At 62.5% G+C, this 16358-nt stretch carries 9 protein-coding genes; all 9 read left to right on the top strand.

Annotation, left to right across the window (positions count from 1 at the left end; translation table 11 throughout):
* Window positions 1-198: 198 nt before the first annotated feature.
* The 9 genes from P3R82_RS26050 (at window position 199) to P3R82_RS26010 (ending at window position 16284) form a co-directional block, all read left to right on the top strand.
* Window positions 199-1257, top strand: a complete 1059-nt coding sequence (locus tag P3R82_RS26050; protein ID WP_283195872.1) for a dipeptidase — start codon at window positions 199-201, stop codon at window positions 1255-1257.
* Window positions 1258-1310: 53 nt separating this feature from the next.
* On the top strand, window positions 1311-2954 hold the full coding sequence (locus P3R82_RS26045) for an ABC transporter substrate-binding protein (protein ID WP_283195871.1): 1644 nt from the start codon (window positions 1311-1313) through the stop codon (window positions 2952-2954).
* A gap of 18 nt (window positions 2955-2972) precedes the next feature.
* Window positions 2973-4040: an ABC transporter permease gene (locus tag P3R82_RS26040; protein WP_183900024.1), complete on the top strand. Its 1068-nt coding sequence runs from the start codon at window positions 2973-2975 to the stop codon at window positions 4038-4040.
* Window positions 4037-4972: an ABC transporter permease gene (locus P3R82_RS26035; RefSeq protein ID WP_183900025.1), complete on the top strand. Its 936-nt coding sequence runs from the start codon at window positions 4037-4039 to the stop codon at window positions 4970-4972. The genes P3R82_RS26040 and P3R82_RS26035 overlap by 4 nt, the downstream gene beginning before the upstream one ends.
* A complete protein-coding gene (locus P3R82_RS26030) occupies window positions 4969-5802 on the top strand; it encodes an ABC transporter ATP-binding protein (protein ID WP_283195870.1) in 834 nt (277 codons plus the stop codon). The genes P3R82_RS26035 and P3R82_RS26030 overlap by 4 nt, the downstream gene beginning before the upstream one ends.
* Entirely contained in the window at window positions 5799-6548 is a 750-nt protein-coding gene (locus P3R82_RS26025; RefSeq protein ID WP_283195869.1) for an ABC transporter ATP-binding protein, read from the top strand. Before P3R82_RS26030 ends, P3R82_RS26025 begins: the two co-directional genes overlap by 4 nt.
* Before the next feature lie 160 nt (window positions 6549-6708).
* A complete protein-coding gene (locus tag P3R82_RS26020; protein WP_183900028.1) occupies window positions 6709-6891 on the top strand; it encodes a hypothetical protein in 183 nt (60 codons plus the stop codon).
* Window positions 6892-7268: 377 nt separating this feature from the next.
* Entirely contained in the window at window positions 7269-7433 is a 165-nt protein-coding gene (locus tag P3R82_RS26015) for a DUF1328 domain-containing protein (protein ID WP_018901089.1), read from the top strand.
* A gap of 331 nt (window positions 7434-7764) precedes the next feature.
* Window positions 7765-16284 (top strand): glucoamylase family protein, encoded by an 8520-nt coding sequence (locus P3R82_RS26010; RefSeq protein WP_283195868.1) that lies wholly within the window; start codon window positions 7765-7767, stop codon window positions 16282-16284.
* Window positions 16285-16358: the final 74 nt, after the last annotated feature.

Below are 16358 nucleotides of genomic sequence, written 5' to 3'. Positions count from 1 at the left end.
ATATCTGATTTTCATCGGCCACGGTGTCATTCTCGGTGTTTTTGGCAAGCCCCGCCAAGACCGCCGTGCGACACCTAACCATGGGTTGCTGCTCAAAAATAATCTCAAAAAAGGGGTGGCGTATTCCGCCAGCTTTTCTATTCTGCGCGCTTCGCTTCGCCCGCCCCGGCTCTGGGATGAGGGCCCACAGGAACTGACATGCAACTCGTATTCGACGGCCACAACGACGTTCTTCTCCGCCTCTGGACGCATGAGCGGGAGGGCGGCGACCCCATCGCCGAGTTTGCGAACGGAACCGACACCGGCCACATCGACGCGCCACGCGCCAGGGCTGGCGGCCTCGCCGGTGGCCTTTGCGCCATCTACATTCCGTCGGGCGATCTGGTTTTCGCCGATCCCGACAAGGACGGACACTACATCACCCCGCTGGCGGCCCCCCTCGATCCCCTGCCATCGCTGCGGATCGCCAATGAAATGGCCGCGATCGCCCTTCGTCTCGATCGCGCCGGCGCCTGGCGTCTGTGCCACACGGTCAAGGACATCCGCCAATCCATCGCCGATGGCGTCTTCGCTGCCGTCATGCACATGGAAGGTTGCGAAGCGATCGGGTCGGATCTGGCCGCGCTGGAAGTCTTCTACGCGGCCGGCCTGCGCTCGCTCGGCCCGGTCTGGAGCCGGCACAACATCTTCGGCCACGGCGTGCCGTTCGCTTTCCCCATGTCGCCGGATACCGGCCTCGGCCTGACCGACGCCGGCTTCGAGCTGGTTCGCGAATGCAACCGCCTGGGCATCATGATCGATCTCGCCCACATCACCGAAAAGGGCTTCTGGGATGTGGCGGAGACGACCGACCAGCCGCTGGTCGCCAGCCACTCGAACGTCCATGCGCTGACACCGGTCGCCCGCAACCTGACCGACAGGCAGCTTGATGCGATCAAGGAAAGCCGCGGCCTCGTCGGCCTCAACTACGCGACCGCCATGCTGCGCGACGATGCGCGATCAGACGGCGACACGCCGCTCAGCGACATGGTTCGCCACATCGACTACCTCGTCGAGCGCATTGGCATCGATTGCGTGGCGCTCGGATCGGACTTCGACGGCGCAACCATACCGGACGAAATCGGCGACGCCGCCGGCAACCAGAAGCTGATTGATGCGCTTCAGCGCGCTGGATATGGTGGCGAGGATTTGAAAAAAATGGCCAGCGAAAACTGGCTTCGGATTCTGTCTTCGGCATGGGGAGAAGAGGCTGCCTGACACTGCTGACATGCCTGATTGAATTCAAAAATATGAGCAAGGGGAACAAGACTATGATGATGACCAGACTTGGCCGCAACGTCCGTGCGCTTTCGGCCGGCGCCGCACTCTCCCTCCTGATGATGGCCGCGCCCGCCGCCTTCGCCGAGACCCCGAAGGACACCCTCGTCCAGGGCTTCGCGATCGACGACATCATCACCATGGATCCGGGCGAAGCCTTCGAACTCTCGACCGCCGAGATGACCAGCAACACCTACAGCCTGCTCGTGCGCCTCGACATGGCCGATACGTCCAAGGTCAAGGGCGACCTCGCGGAAAGCTGGACGGTTTCGGATGACGGCCTGACCTACACGTTCAAGCTGAAGCCCGGTATGAAGTTCGCCTCCGGCAACCCGATCACCGCCGAAGACGTCGCATGGTCCTTCGAACGCGCCGTCAAGCTCGACAAGAGCCCCGCCTTCATCCTCACCCAGTTCGGCATCAATGGTGACAACGTCACCGAAAAGGCCAAGGCGACCGACGAGAACACCTTCACCTTCACCGTCGACAAGCCCTATGCGCCGAGCTTCGTCCTGAATTGCCTCACGGCAACGGTTGCTTCCGTCGTCGACAAGAAGCTGGTTCTCGATCACGTCAAGCCGGTCACGCCGTCCGCCGACTACAAGTACGACAACGATTTCGGCAACGAGTGGCTAAAGACCGGTTACGCCGGCTCCGGCGCCTTCAAGCTGCGCGAATGGCGCGCCAACGAAGTGGTCGTGCTCGAGCGCAACGACAATTACTACGGCGAGAAGGCCAAGCTCGCCCGCGTCATCTATCGCTTCATGAAGGAAAGCTCGGCTCAGCGCCTGGCGCTCGAGGCCGGTGACATCGACATCGCCCGCAACCTGGAGCCGGGCGACCTCGAAGCCGTCGCCAAGAACGCCGATCTCGCCAACGAAAGCGCGCCGAAGGGCACCGTTTACTTCATCAGCCTCAACTCCAAGAACGAGAACCTGAAGAAGCCGGAAGTCCAGGAAGCCTTCAAGTACCTGGTCGACTACGATGCGATCGGCGCGACGCTGATCAAGGGCATCGGCACGATCCACCAGACCTTCCTGCCGACCGGCCAGCTCGGCGCGCTCGATGAGAACCCCTACAAGTTCGACGTTGCCAAGGCCAAGGAACTGCTCGCCAAGGCAGGCCTGAAGGACGGCTTCTCGGTGACGATCGACGTGCGCAACACGCAGCCCGTGACCGGCATCGCCGAATCGATCCAGCAGTCGGTGGCGCAGGCCGGCATCAAGATGGAAATCATCCCCGGTGACGGCAAGCAGACGCTGACCAAGTTCCGCGCCCGCACGCACGACATCTACATCGGGCAGTGGGGTTCGGACTACTTCGATCCGAACTCCAACGCCGACACCTTCACCAGCAACCCTGACAATTCCGACGCCGGCACCGTGAAGACGCTCGCCTGGCGCAACACCTGGGAATCGCCGGAACTGGACAAGGAAGCCAAGGCTGCCCTGCTCGAGCGCGACAGCGCCAAGCGTGCGGCGATGTATCAGGACATCCAGAAGAAGTACCTGGCCAACAGCCCGTTCGTCTTCATCTTCCAGCAGACCGAAGTCGCGGGCTATCGCAAGGGCTTGACCAACTTCAAGCTCGGCCCGAGCTTCGACACCAACTTTGTCGGCATGATCGGCAAGGAATGATCCGACAGGATTGATAGATTGAGTATCGTCGAAACAAAGACGGAAGCACGGCCGAAACCCGGCCGTGCTCTTCCTGTTGCGAAGGCTGTGGGCCGTTTTCTGGTCGCCGCCGTCACCACCTATCTCGGCCTTCTGGCCGTCACCTTCTTCATCGGCCGCGTCGTGCCAATCGATCCGGTGCTCGCCATTCTCGGCGACCGCGCTCCCGCCCATGTGGTTGAGCGCGTGCGGCGAGAAATGGGCTTCGACCTGCCGATCTACCAGCAGTTCTACATCTACATCAAAGGCATCCTCGCCGGCGATTTCGGCACCTCGGTGCTGACAACCAATCCCGTCATGGTCGATATCAAGCGCGTCTTCCCGGCGACGATCGAACTCGCCACGCTCGGCACCATCATCGGCTCGGTGATCGGTGTGCCGCTCGGCGTTCTTGCCGCCGTTCGACGTGGAAGTTTCGCCGACCAGATCGTTCGCGTCATCGGCCTCATCGGCTATTCCGTACCGATCTTCTGGCTGGCGCTGATCTCGCTGGTGATTTTCTACGCCAAGCTGCGCTGGGTCGCCTTCCCCGGCCGCATCGACATCGTCTACGAATACACCTTCACACCAATCACCGGCTTCTACCTGCTCGACAGCGCCATTCAGCGGCAGTGGGATGTCTTCTACGACGTATTCCGCCGCATCGTCCTGCCGGCCTCGCTGCTCGGCTATTTCTCGCTCGCCTATATCAGCCGCATGACACGCAGCTTCATGCTGAACGAACTCAGCCAGGAATATGTCGTGGCCGCGCGCGCCAAGGGCCTGTCGGAAACACGGGTGATCTGGGGCCATGCGCTGCGCAACGCCGCGGTCCCGCTCGTTACCGTCATCGCGCTCTCCTATGCCGGACTGCTCGAGGGCTCGGTCCTGACCGAGACCGTCTTCTCCTGGCCCGGCATCGGCCTCTACATCACCAATTCGCTGCAGAATGCCGATATGAACGCCGTGCTTGGCGGCACGATCGTCATCGGCACCGTCTTCATCGGCATCAACCTCTTGTCTGATCTTCTTTATCGGACCCTCGATCCCAGGACCCGGACCCGATGAGCATGCAAGCAAACATCACCAGACCGATGACCCGCCGCGAATGGCTGCTCTCCGACCGGCCGCAATCACGCACGCAGGCCCGTCTCGGCCGCGCCTACGTCACCTGGCGGCAGTTTACCGCCAACCGCCTTGCGGTTGTTGGTCTCTTCATTATCATCGCGCTGCTGCTGATGGCGGCCTTTGCCGATGTTCTGGCCACGCACTCGCCCGTCGTCGGTGACCTCCGAAACGCCCGGCTTCTGCCGCCCGGCACGGAGGGCTATCTTCTCGGTACCGACGACCAGGGCCGCGACATCTACTCGCGCCTGATCTACGGCTCCCGCCTGACGCTGATGGTCGTCGTCCTCGTCGCCGTCATCTCCGCGCCGATCGGCCTCCTGGTCGGCACGGTATCAGGCTATGCCGGCGGCTGGGTCGATGCCGTCCTGATGCGCATCACCGACATCTTCCTCGCCTTCCCGAAGCTCGTCCTGGCGCTCGCCTTCGTGGCAGCACTCGGCCCGGGCATCCAGAACGCCATCATCGCCATCGCCATCACCTCCTGGCCGCCATACGCCCGTATCGCGCGCGCCGAGACCCTGACGGTGCGGCGCTCCGACTATATCTCGGCGGTGAAGCTGATGGGCGCGTCGCCGCTGCGCATCGTCGTGCGCCATGTCATGCCGCTCTGCATCTCCTCGCTGATCGTGCGCGTCACGCTCGACATGGCGGGCATCATCCTGACGGCAGCCGGCCTCGGCTTCCTCGGCCTCGGCGCTCAGCCGCCGCTGCCGGAATGGGGCGCGATGATCGCCTCGGGCCGCCGCTTCATCCTCGACCAATGGTGGGTCGCCGCCATGCCGGGCATCGCCATCCTCGTCGTCAGCCTCGGCTTCAACCTGCTTGGCGACGGTCTGCGTGATGCGCTGGACCCGAAGGAGAGCGGCCAATGAGCACGCTCCTCACCGTCAAGAACCTCAAGGTCAGCTACCCCACCCGCACCGGCGTCATCGAAGCCGTGCGCGGTGTTTCCTTCACGCTCGGCAAGGAACGCCTCGGCATCGTCGGGGAATCCGGCTCCGGCAAGTCGCAGACCGGCCGCGCCATCATGGGACTGACGCCGCCGCACGGTATCGTCACGGCCGATACACTAGACTTCAACGGCATCGACCTCCTGTCGGCATCGGCCAAGCAGCGCCGGCAACTGCGCGGCAAGCGGATCGCCATGGTGCTGCAGGATCCGAAATATTCGCTCGATCCGGTCATGACCATCGGCCGGCAGATCTGCGAGACGCTCAGAACGCACGAAAAGATCGGCAAGGGCGAAGCGCGAGACCGCGCGATCGCCATGCTGGAGGCCGTGCAGATCCGCGAGCCGAAGCGCGTCTTCGATCTTTATCCGCATGAAGTATCGGGCGGCATGGGTCAGCGCGCCATGATCGCCATGATGCTGATCGCCGATCCCGAACTGCTCATCGCCGACGAGCCGACCTCGGCTCTCGACGTGACGGTGCAGCTCGACGTTCTCAGGATCATGGACCGCCTGGTTTCCGAGCGCGGCATGGGCCTGATCTTCGTGTCGCACGACCTGCGCCTCGTCTCCTCCTTCTGCGACCGCGTCATCGTCATGTATGCCGGCAAGGTCGTCGAGGAACTGAAGGCCTCCGAGCTGAAGAACGCCCGGCATCCCTATACGCAAGGACTTTTGAATTGCATGCCGCAGATCGGCGAAAACAGGCATCCGCTGCCGGTGCTGGACCGCAAGCCGGAGTGGTTCGCATGACAGCAGCCCTTTCCATCTACAATGTTACCGTCATCTACGACCATTTCCACGCGCTGAAGGATGTCAGCGTCGAGATCGCCGAAGGCCAGTCCTTCGGTCTCGTCGGTGAATCCGGCTCCGGAAAATCCACGCTTCTTCGCGCCGTCGCCGGCCTCGCGCCCGTCAAGGACGGAACGATCAGGATACACGGCGAACAGCTCTCCGGCTCCAGGCGAAGCAAGGCCTTCTATCGCAAGGTCCAGATGGTGTTCCAGGACCCCTACGGTTCGCTGCATCCGCGCCAGACCATCGACCGGCTGCTGCTCGAGCCGCTGGCGATCCATGGCATCTCGGACAGCGACACGCGCATCGCTCGCGCGCTCGACGAGGTCGGTCTCGGCAACGGCTTCCGTTTCCGCTATCCGCATCAGCTTTCCGGCGGTCAACGCCAGCGCGTCGCCATTGCCCGCGCCCTGATCGTCGAGCCATCGATCTTGCTGCTCGACGAGCCGACATCGGCGCTGGACGCCTCTGTGCAGGCCGAAGTGCTGAACCTGCTCGAGCAGGTCAGGCGCGATCGGAAATTGACCTTCGTCATGGTCAGCCACGACCTCGGCGTCATCACCCACATGTGCGAAAACCTCGCCGTGATGCGCGGCGGCGAGGTCGTCGAGCGCCTGACGGCCGATGAGCTCGCCAAGGCCGAAGTTCGCGAGGACTACACGAAAAGTTTGATGGTCGCGAGCAAAGGCTTCGTCAAAGCTTGAAGCCCAGTCTTTTCAAGTAATTGAAATTTTTAGCAATCGGCGGGCCGTTAAGAATAACGGTCCGTTAAAACACGACCAATCGACTAGACTATTGACAGCTGCCTTGCTTCTGTCATGATTGCGTTAATGGCTGTTAGCTTTCGTGATCATGGAGATGAAGATGTTCTTTCTCGGCGGCATGACCATGGGTTACTTCGCACCTCCAGCCAAGGCTGCAAAGCGGACGCGTCCGCTGTTCAAGGCGGCGAAGCGCGATCGAAAGATCGTCGCGAAGAAGAAGAGCCCCCGCAAGGACACCGCGGTCGAGCGCTCCCTGATCTGGGCCTGGCACACCATCTGTTAGGCCGCTGGCGCCAAGACGGATTTTCTCAGCAAGACCGATATGGTGGAATTTTATCTCTACCATCTAGATAGACTATATAAGAAACTGAGCTCACAAGAAGAGCCGAAACAGGCGGAGGCAACACATGGCAGACTTGGGTATGTCCCATACTCACGCGGACCACTATCGTTCCGCTCGCTCCAGGAAGCCGGCAACGACGCGCAGTCGTCTGCATCGGGTAGCCAATGCGGCGCTGGTTGTAGCCGCGTTCACCTTTCTCGCAGCCTTGGTTTGCGGCGTCATCAGCTAGCGTACCGAAAACAAACCCTTTTTCATCGGGCACGGAACCAAAGAGGCACGCCACCGTTATCTGGTCAGCAACGACTAAGGAGATGGCAATGCTTTACTACGCACTCGTATTTCTTGTTGTGGCCCTGATCGCCGGCGTTCTGGGTTTTGGCGGCATTGCAGGCGCGTCAGCATCGATTGCCCAGGTACTGTTCTTCATATTCCTGGTGCTGTTTGTTGTATCGCTTGTCGCGCGGCTCATGCGCCGCGTCTAAATCCCGCATAATCAGTGAAATCCGGCGTCCCAAAGGCGCCGGATTTTTCGTGCGTTTACCACTTGCCGAAACCTCTTGACTTGAATTGTCGCAATAGTGTCCAACTTTCCCGATTGGCTTGGCGGGGAGGCGTCGTTCAATCGCGCTCACCTCTTTGCCCGGCTGGTCGCAAGATCATATCTAAATCGATTCGCATTGCCGTTCGATTGCAACTGCCAATGTTTTCAATGTGGCCGCAAAAGACCGGTACTGTTCATGCGGCAGTCATATTTGGCAGTGCACAAGGCAAACCCTAACGACCATAACTTTGTTTGGATCCAGAACCGAACCCATGTCTATTTCCCCCACGTCTCCGAGCCTGTCCCGCGAGTCCGAAACCAAGCAGATCGATCACAACGACTCGATCCGCGCGACCTATATGTCGATCGAAGACATCAGGGCGATGGGTGCATCAGCAGCCACGTCAGGTGTCAGCTCGCTGGTCGCTTTCGCACCCTTCGACTTCTTCGCCCGGCATAAGGAGAACGAAAAGGAAATCCTGCGCGTCTACCGCACGACAGCGGCGGACGTGGAGGCCGGCGAGACGATTACCCCGGCCGCCGAGTGGCTTCTGGACAACCACTACATCGTCGAGGAAGCGATCCAGGAAGTCCGCCGCGACTTCCCCAAGCGCTTCTACCGCGAATTGCCGACAATCGACGTGAACGGCACAAAGATCCCGCGCACGCTGGCGCTGGCCTGGCTCTATGTGGCCCACACCCATAGCACCATTTCGCAGGAAAGCCTGACGGCGCTGGTCGACGGTTTCCAGGAACACGAGACATTGCGGATCGGCGAGCTCTGGGCGCTGCCTTCGCTGGTGCGCTACGTTCTGGTCGAAAACCTGCGCCGCATCTCGATCCGCGTCGAGCGCAGCCGCCGCATGCGCCGCCGCGCCAACGAAGCCGCCGACGAATTGGTGCGCCTGACCGACCCGGCAAAAGCCACCGAGTATCTGAAGACGCTTGAGCCGCTTGCCGAGGACAACACCTTCTCGACGCAGTTCCTCTACCGCATGCGCGACGGCTCGCAGACCTCGAGCCTTGCCATCACCTGGCTGGATGAGCGCCTTGAGGCGCTCGGTCGTGACACCGAAGCGACGACGATGGCCGAGCACAGCCGTCTCTCCTCCGGCAACGTCACGATGGGCAACATCATTCGCAGTCTGCGCGAGATCGACGACACCGAATGGTCCGTCTGGGTCGAGCAGGTCAGCCACGTCGACAAGCTGCTCTGGGACAATTCCGACTACGGCCTTCTCGATTCCGGCTCGCGCAACAAGTATCGCAAGCAGATCGAAAAGCTCGCCAAGCGCTCCACCATGACCGAAATGGAGATCGCGCAGCTCGCGCTCGACATGACGGCCGAGGCGAAGGAATCGGGCGAGGACGAGCCGCACGAACCCAATGTCGGCAGCTTCCTGGCCGGCGCGCAGCGCCCGAAGCTGGAAGCGAGAGCGGTTTACAACCCGACGCTGGTGCAGCACTTCGTTCGCGCCGTCCGCCGGTTCAACTGGCTGTCGATCGCCGTACCGGTGCTGCTCCTGACCATTCTCGCGATGGTCGTCGTCGGCCAGTTCATGGCGAGCGCCGGCATGGCGCCGATCGCGATCATCCTGCTGCTGATCATGTTCTCGCTGCCGGCATCGGAAGGCGCGACGGGTCTCTTCAACACCGTGCTCTCCTTCTTCGTCACGCCGGCGCGCCTCGTCGGCTACGAGTTCAAGGAGGGCATTCCCGAGGACGCACGCACGCTTCTGGTCGTTCCCTGCCTGATCTCGAACCGCGACAGCGTCGATGAACTCGTCCGCAACATCGAGGTTCACTATCTTGCCAACCCGCGGGGCGAAATCTACTTCGCGCTGCTGAGCGACTGGCCGGACAGCCAGGTCGAGGAGACGGCGGCCGATCTCGAAGTTCTCGACTACGCACGCCGCGAAGTCGCCAACCTCTCCGCTCGCTACGCCTATGACGGCAAGACCCGCTTCTACCTGCTGCACCGCCGCCGCCTCTACAATCCGTCGGAAGGCGCATGGATGGGCTGGGAGCGCAAGCGCGGCAAGCTGCACGAGCTGAACCTGCTCCTGCGCGGCGACCGCGACACGACCTATCTGCCGGGCGCCAATATCGTGCCTGAAAACGTGCAATACGTGATGACGCTCGACGCCGATACGCGCCTGATGCGCGACGCCGTGACCAAGCTCGTCGGCAAGCTCTATCACCCGACCAACCGCCCGGTGATCAACCCCGAGACCGGCCGCGTCGAAAGCGGCTACGGCGTCTTGCAGCCTCGCGTGACGCCATCCCTGACCACGGGCAAGGACGCCTCTGTCTTCCAGCGCGTCTTCTCGATCAACCGCGGTCTGGACCCCTATGTCTTCACCGTCTCCGATGTCTATCAGGATCTGGCGGGCGAGGGCACCTTCACCGGCAAGGGCCTCTATCACGTCGACGCCTTCGAAGCGGCCCTGAAGGGACGCATCGAGGAAAACTCGGTTCTCAGCCACGACCTGCTTGAAGGTTCGATGGCGCGCTGCGCGCTCGTCACCGACCTTGAACTCGTCGAGGACTTCCCGACCCGCTACGAAGTCGAAACCTCGCGCCAGCATCGCTGGGCGCGTGGCGACTGGCAGCTTCTGCCCTACATGTTCAGCACCAAGCACGGTGTCACCGCGCTCGGCCGCTGGAAGATGTTCGACAACCTGCGCCGCTCGCTGACCCCGATCGCCTGGTTCTTCGCCTCCGTGCTCGGCTGGTACTTCATGAACCCGCTCGGCGCCCTGATCTGGCAGATCGTGCTGATCTTCTGCCTGTTCGTCGCACCGACGCTGTCGCTCATCAACGGCATCATCCCGCGCACCAGCGATATCGTCGCCCGCGCCCACCTTTATACCGTCTGGTCAGACATCCGCGCCGCCAATGCGCAGGTTGCGCTCCGCATCGTCTTCATCGCCGACGGCGCCTGCATGATGGCGGACGCCATCGGTCGCTCCCTCTACCGCCTCTTCGTCAGCCACAAGCTGATGCTGCAGTGGAAAACCGCGGCAAGCGTCCAGGCCGGCAAGCAGGGCACGATCTGGTCCTACTACAAGGCCATGTGGCATGCGCCGGTACTGGCGCTGCTCGGCCTCGCCTTCGCCGTCCTTTCCGGCGACCAGGCCTATCTCGTCGGCATTCCTTTCGTTGCCCTCTGGATCCTCTCTCCGCTGGTCGCCTACTATGTGAGCCAGTCGGCGGAAACCGAAGATCGCCTCGAAGTGGCCGAATCCGTCTCCAACGACCTGCGCAAGATCGCGCGTCGCACCTGGCGCTATTTCGACACTTTCACGACGGCCGAACAGAACTATCTGCCGCCTGACAACGTCCAGGAAACACCGCACGTCATCGTCGCGACCCGCACGTCTCCGACCAATATCGGCGTCTATCTCTTGTCCGTGGTGTCGGGCCGCCAGTTCGGCTGGTTCTCCTTCGAGGAAACCATCGAGCGTCTGGAGCAGACGATCGCCACCATCGACAAGATGGAGAAGTTCCGCGGTCACCTGTTCAACTGGTATCACACCGATACGCTGGAAACGCTTGGGCCGCGCTATGTCTCGGCTGTCGACAGCGGCAACCTCGCCGGTCACCTGATCGCGATCTCGTCGGCCTGCCGCAACTGGGCCGAAGCCCCGTCCGCGCACATGCAGGGCAGCCTCGACGGCGTCGGCGATACGGCCGGTATCCTGGCCGAAGTGCTGGCCGACCTGCCGGATGATCGCAAGACCGTGCGTCCGCTGCGCCGCCGCCTGGAAGAGCGCATCATCGGCTTCCAGAACGCGCTCGCCGCCGTCAAGCGCGAGCACGAATTCGCGTCGATCCGCATCATCAACCTCTCGGTTCTTGCCCGCGATATCCAGAAGCTCGCCGCCAACCTCGATCACGAGGTGAAGTCGGCACTTAGCGCCGAGGTCACCCAATGGGCCGAGGCGCTGGTCAAGGTCTGCGAAGCCCATATCTCCGACAGCACCTTCGACCTCGCCAACATCGACGCGCTCCGCCCGCGCCTGATCGCACTGCGCGACAAGGCCCGCGATCTGGCATTCTCGATGGACTTCGGCTTCCTCTTCCGCCCGGAGCGTCGCCTTCTGTCGATCGGCTACCGCGTCGAAAGCGGCGAGCTCGATCAGGCCTGCTACGACCTTCTCGCCTCCGAATGCCGCCTGACCAGTCTCTTCGGCATCGCCAAGGGCGATCTGCCGACCGAACACTGGTACCGCCTCGGCCGCCAGGTCGTGCCTGTCGGCTCGCGCGGCGCGCTGGTCTCCTGGTCCGGCTCGATGTTCGAATATCTGATGCCGCCCCTCGTCATGCAGGAGCGTGGCGGCGGCATCCTCAACCAGACCAACAATCTGGTCGTGGTCGAGCAGATGAACTACGCCCGCAAGCTGGGCATTCCGTGGGGCATCTCGGAAGCGGCCTTCAACGCCCGCGACCATAACCTCAACTACCAGTACACGAACTTCGGCGTTCCCACGCTCGGCCTGAAGCGTGGCCTCGGCCACAACGCCGTCATCGCCCCTTACGCCTCGATCCTCGCCAGCCAGTACAACCCGCCGGCGGCGATCGAGAACCTCGAACGCCTGCGCAAGCTCGGCGCGCTTGGAAAATACGGCTTCCACGATGCCGTGGACTTCACACCGACCCGCGTGCCCGAGGGCAAGACCTGCGCGGTGGTCTACAACTACTATGCCCACCACCACGGCATGTCGATCGCGGCCGTCGCCAACGTCGCTTTCAACGGCCATCTGCGCGAACTCTTCCACTCCGATCCCGTCATCGAAGCGGCCGAGCTGATGCTGCAGGAAAAGGCACCGCGCGACATTCCAGTGATGAGCGGCAAGCACGAGTCCGACACGCCTGCCAGCATCCAGGACGACCTGTTGCGTCCGGAAATCCGCAAGATCTACGATCCGGCGGCGCGCGATCGCGAACTGGTCTTCCTGTCGAATGGCCACTACTCGATGATGCTGACCGCAACCGGCGCCGGTTACTCGCGCTGGAACGGCCAGTCCGTTTCACGCTGGAAGCCCGATCCGACCGAGGATCGCTGGGGCACCTTCATCTTCCTGCGCGACACCGCCACCAACGAATGGTGGTCGGCGACGGCGGAACCGAAGAGCATCGAAGGCGAGCAAGTCAAGGTTCTCTTCGCCGATGAAAAGGCGGAATTCACCAAGACCGTCGGCGAGCTCACCAGCGAAGTCGAGGTCATCGTCGCCACCGAGCACGATGCCGAAGGCCGGCGCCTGACGCTGCTCAACACCGGCACGGAAGATCGCTTCATCGAAGTGACCTCCTATCTCGAGCCGGTACTGACCACCGACGACACCGACAACGCCCATCCGGCTTTTGCCCGCATGTTCGTGAAGACGGAGATCGGCAAGCGCGGCGACGTCATTCGCGTCGAGCGTAACAAGCGCGACGGCAACGAACCGAATATCGCGGTCGCGCATCTGATCGTCGACAACGCCGGCACGACGCGCCCCACCGAGTTCGAAACCGACCGCCGGAAGTTCCTCGGACGCGGCCGCAGCCTTGCAAACGCTGCCGCCTTCGACCAGGGCGCCACGCTGTCGGGCACCGATGGTTTCACGCTCGATCCGGTGCTGTCGCTGCGCCGCACCGTCCGTGTTCCCGCCGGCAAGAAGGTCAGTGTGATTTTCTGGACCATCGCGGCACCATCGCGCAACGAGGTGGACCAGGCGGTCGATCGCTACCGCCACGCCGATTCCTTCAATCACGAACTCGTCCAGGCCTGGACACGCACGCAGGTGCAGATGCGCCACGTCGGCGTCACCTCGCAACAGGCGTCCGCCTTCCAGCATCTCGGCCGCCACCTCGTCTACCCGGACATGTATCTGCGCGCGGATACGGCCGCGGTTCAGGCGGGCATGCAGTCGCAGTCCTCGCTCTGGCCGCTGGCGATTTCGGGCGATTTCCCGATCTTCACGCTGCGCATCAACGACGACATGGACCTCGACATCGCCAAGGAGGCGCTGCTGGCACAGGAATACCTGCGCTCGCGCGGCGTCACCGCCGATCTGGTGATCATGAACGAGCGCGCTTCCTCCTATGCACAGGACATGCAGCACGCCGTCGACCAGATGGCAGAGAACGTCCGTCGTCTCGGCCAGGCCGACGGGCTGCGCCAGCACATCTTCACGGTCCGCAAGGACCTGATGGAGGAATCGACCTACCATGCGCTGATTTCGGCATCCCGCGTCACCTTCCATGCCAAGAACGGCAAGATCATCGATCAGATCAATCGTGCCGTGGCGTTGTTCGCGCCGACCAAGGAAGAGCAGCTGGAACTCGAGAAGGCCAACGCCGCCCGGTCGCGGGCCAAGCGCACGGTACCAGCCGCCAGGGCTTCGGTCCCGGCACTGGTTATCGAAGAGCACGGCGATCTGAACTTCTGGAACGGCATCGGCGGCTTCTCCGGCGATGGTCGCGAGTATGTCGTCCGCATCCCGGGCGGCCACGCCACCCCGCAGCCGTGGATCAACGTAATCTCCAACGAGAAATTTGGTTTCCACGTCGCGGCCGAAGGCGCGGGCTTCACCTGGAGCACCAATTCGCGTGACTACCAGCTGACCCCGTGGACCAATGACGCGGTCATCAACCGGCCGGGCGAGGCGATCTATGTGATGGATCGCGACAGCGGCGCCGTCATGACACCCTTCGCCGCTTTGTCCGATCGCCAGGACATCCAGTTCGAGGCCCGGCACGGCCTCGGCTACTCGGTCTTCTCCAGCGTCCAGAACGACGTGGCGCTGGAACTGACCCAGACGGTCGATCGCGAACGTCCGGTGAAGCTCCAGCGGTTGCGTCTGCGCAACAACGGCGGCACCCAGCGCAAGCTTCGTCTCTACGGCTATGTCGAGTGGGTGCTCGGCAACAACCCGCAGAAGACGGCGCCGTTCATTCTCTCCGAGCACGACGCCGAGACCGGCGCCCTGTTTGCGAGCAACAACTACAGCATCGACTACTCCTCGCGCGTGGCGTTCTTCGCTGCCAGCGAAACATTGTCGGGCTACACGGCAAGCCGCCGCGAGTTCATTGGCAAGCCGGGCAGCATCAAGGCTCCGATGGCTTTGAATCCGGCTACCGTTCTGTCGAGCAATATCGATCTGGACGGCGATCCGGCGGCGGCTCTTGCGATCGACATCGATCTCGCCGCTGGGGAGGAGCGAGATGTCATCCTTTATCTCGGCGATACCGCGACGAAGGAGGAAGCCCGCGCGCTGATAACGGATATCCGCAAGTCGTCCTTCGACGGTACGGTACAGGCAAATCGGGATTTCTGGCACGCCTTCACCGGCAAGCTCCAGATCTCGACCCCCGACCAGGGCATGAACACCCTGATCAACACCTGGCTCCCCTACCAGAGCCTCGGCTGCCGCATCATGGCACGCACCGCCTTCTATCAGGCCAGCGGCGCCTTCGGCTTCCGCGACCAGCTGCAGGATACTTTGGCTTTCGTGCTGCACGAGCCATCGATCGCCCGCAAGCAGATCGTCAACGCCGCCTCGCGTCAGTTCCGGGAAGGCGATGTCCAGCATTGGTGGCTGCCGGGAACCGGTGCCGGCGTGCGCACGCTGATCTCCGACGACGTGGTCTGGCTGGCCTACGCCATCCATCACTATTGCACGGTGACCGGCGACAAGAGCGTTCTCGACGATGAGCTCTCCTTCATCGAGGGTCCGGCGCTTCTGCAGGGTCAGCACGATTCCTTCTACCGCCCGGAAATATCCGAGGACAAGGTGAGCATATACGAGCATGCCGCGATCGCGCTCGACCTCGCCATCGCCCGCAAGGGAGCGAACGGCATGCCGCTGTTCCTCGGCGGCGACTGGAACGACGGCATGAACCGCGTCGGCATCGGCGGCAAGGGCACGAGCGTCTGGCTCGGCTGGTTCCTCGCCGGCGCGCTCCGCTCCTTCAGCACCTTCGCCGCCGAACGTGGCGACACGGCCCGCGTCGAGCGCTGGAGCAAGCATCTGGCCGAACTCAAGGCGGCGCTTGAAAGCGCTGGCTGGGATGGCGCCCATTATCGCCGCGGCACCTTCGACGACGGCAGCCTGCTCGGCTCGAAGGAAAGCCTGGAATGCCAGATCGATTCGATCGCGCAGTCCTGGAGCGTGCTGTCAGGGGAGGGCGATCCGGCCCATGCCGCCAAGGCGATGGACTCGGTGCTCTCGAAGCTGGTGGACATGGATGCACGCATCATCCGCCTGTTCACGCCGCCCTTCGCCAACTCGGCCAAGGATCCCGGCTACATCAAGGCCTATCCGCCCGGCGTTCGCGAAAACGGCGGCCAGTACACCCATGCGGCCACCTGGGTGGTCATGGCGCTGGCCGAACTCAACCGTGGCGATGACGCGCTGCGTTGCTTCGACCTCCTGAACCCGATCAGCCACTCCAGGGACCCGGCTTCGGCCGAGCACTACCGCGTGGAACCCTATGTCATCGCCGCCGACGTCTATGGCGACGGCGACTTGACCGGTCGCGGTGGCTGGACCTGGTACACCGGTTCCGCCGGCTGGCTCTATCGCGCGGCGGTCGAGGGCATTCTTGGAATCCGGCTCAAGAACGGCCGTATCCATGTGAAGCCCTCGCTCCCGACAACATGGGAAGGCTTCTCCGCGGAAATCGAGCACGCTGGGGCCAAATACCTCATTTCGGTCTCAAAATCGTCCCATCCGCGGGGGTACGATCTGACCATCAACGGACGTCAAGTCACCGATCCCGACGAGGGATATCCGGTCGGATAACCGCACTTTTCCTGCAAACCATCCGGCGATTCGTTGAGGCCAAAAGGGAAACCTTTTGGCCTCAACTGCGTTTG

Origin of the sequence: Rhizobium sp. AN80A (genome assembly GCF_030053015.1) — a bacterium.
Classification (GTDB): Bacteria; Pseudomonadota; Alphaproteobacteria; order Rhizobiales; family Rhizobiaceae; genus Rhizobium; species Rhizobium metallidurans.
This window is presented reverse-complemented; position numbering and strand designations above follow the sequence as displayed.

What these genes read in the sequence shown, in the direction of transcription:
- P3R82_RS26050 (WP_283195872.1), top strand. Translation starts at nt 199, where the DNA reads ATGCAACTCGTATTCGACGGCCACAACGACGTTCTTCTCCGCCTCTGG.
- P3R82_RS26045 (WP_283195871.1), top strand. Translation starts at nt 1,311, where the DNA reads ATGATGATGACCAGACTTGGCCGCAACGTCCGTGCGCTTTCGGCCGGC.
- P3R82_RS26035 (WP_183900025.1), top strand. Translation starts at nt 4,037, where the DNA reads ATGAGCATGCAAGCAAACATCACCAGACCGATGACCCGCCGCGAATGG.
- P3R82_RS26030 (WP_283195870.1), top strand. Translation starts at nt 4,969, where the DNA reads ATGAGCACGCTCCTCACCGTCAAGAACCTCAAGGTCAGCTACCCCACC.
- P3R82_RS26025 (WP_283195869.1), top strand. Translation starts at nt 5,799, where the DNA reads ATGACAGCAGCCCTTTCCATCTACAATGTTACCGTCATCTACGACCAT.
- P3R82_RS26020 (WP_183900028.1), top strand. Translation starts at nt 6,709, where the DNA reads ATGTTCTTTCTCGGCGGCATGACCATGGGTTACTTCGCACCTCCAGCC.
- P3R82_RS26015 (WP_018901089.1), top strand. Translation starts at nt 7,269, where the DNA reads ATGCTTTACTACGCACTCGTATTTCTTGTTGTGGCCCTGATCGCCGGC.
- P3R82_RS26010 (WP_283195868.1), top strand. Translation starts at nt 7,765, where the DNA reads ATGTCTATTTCCCCCACGTCTCCGAGCCTGTCCCGCGAGTCCGAAACC.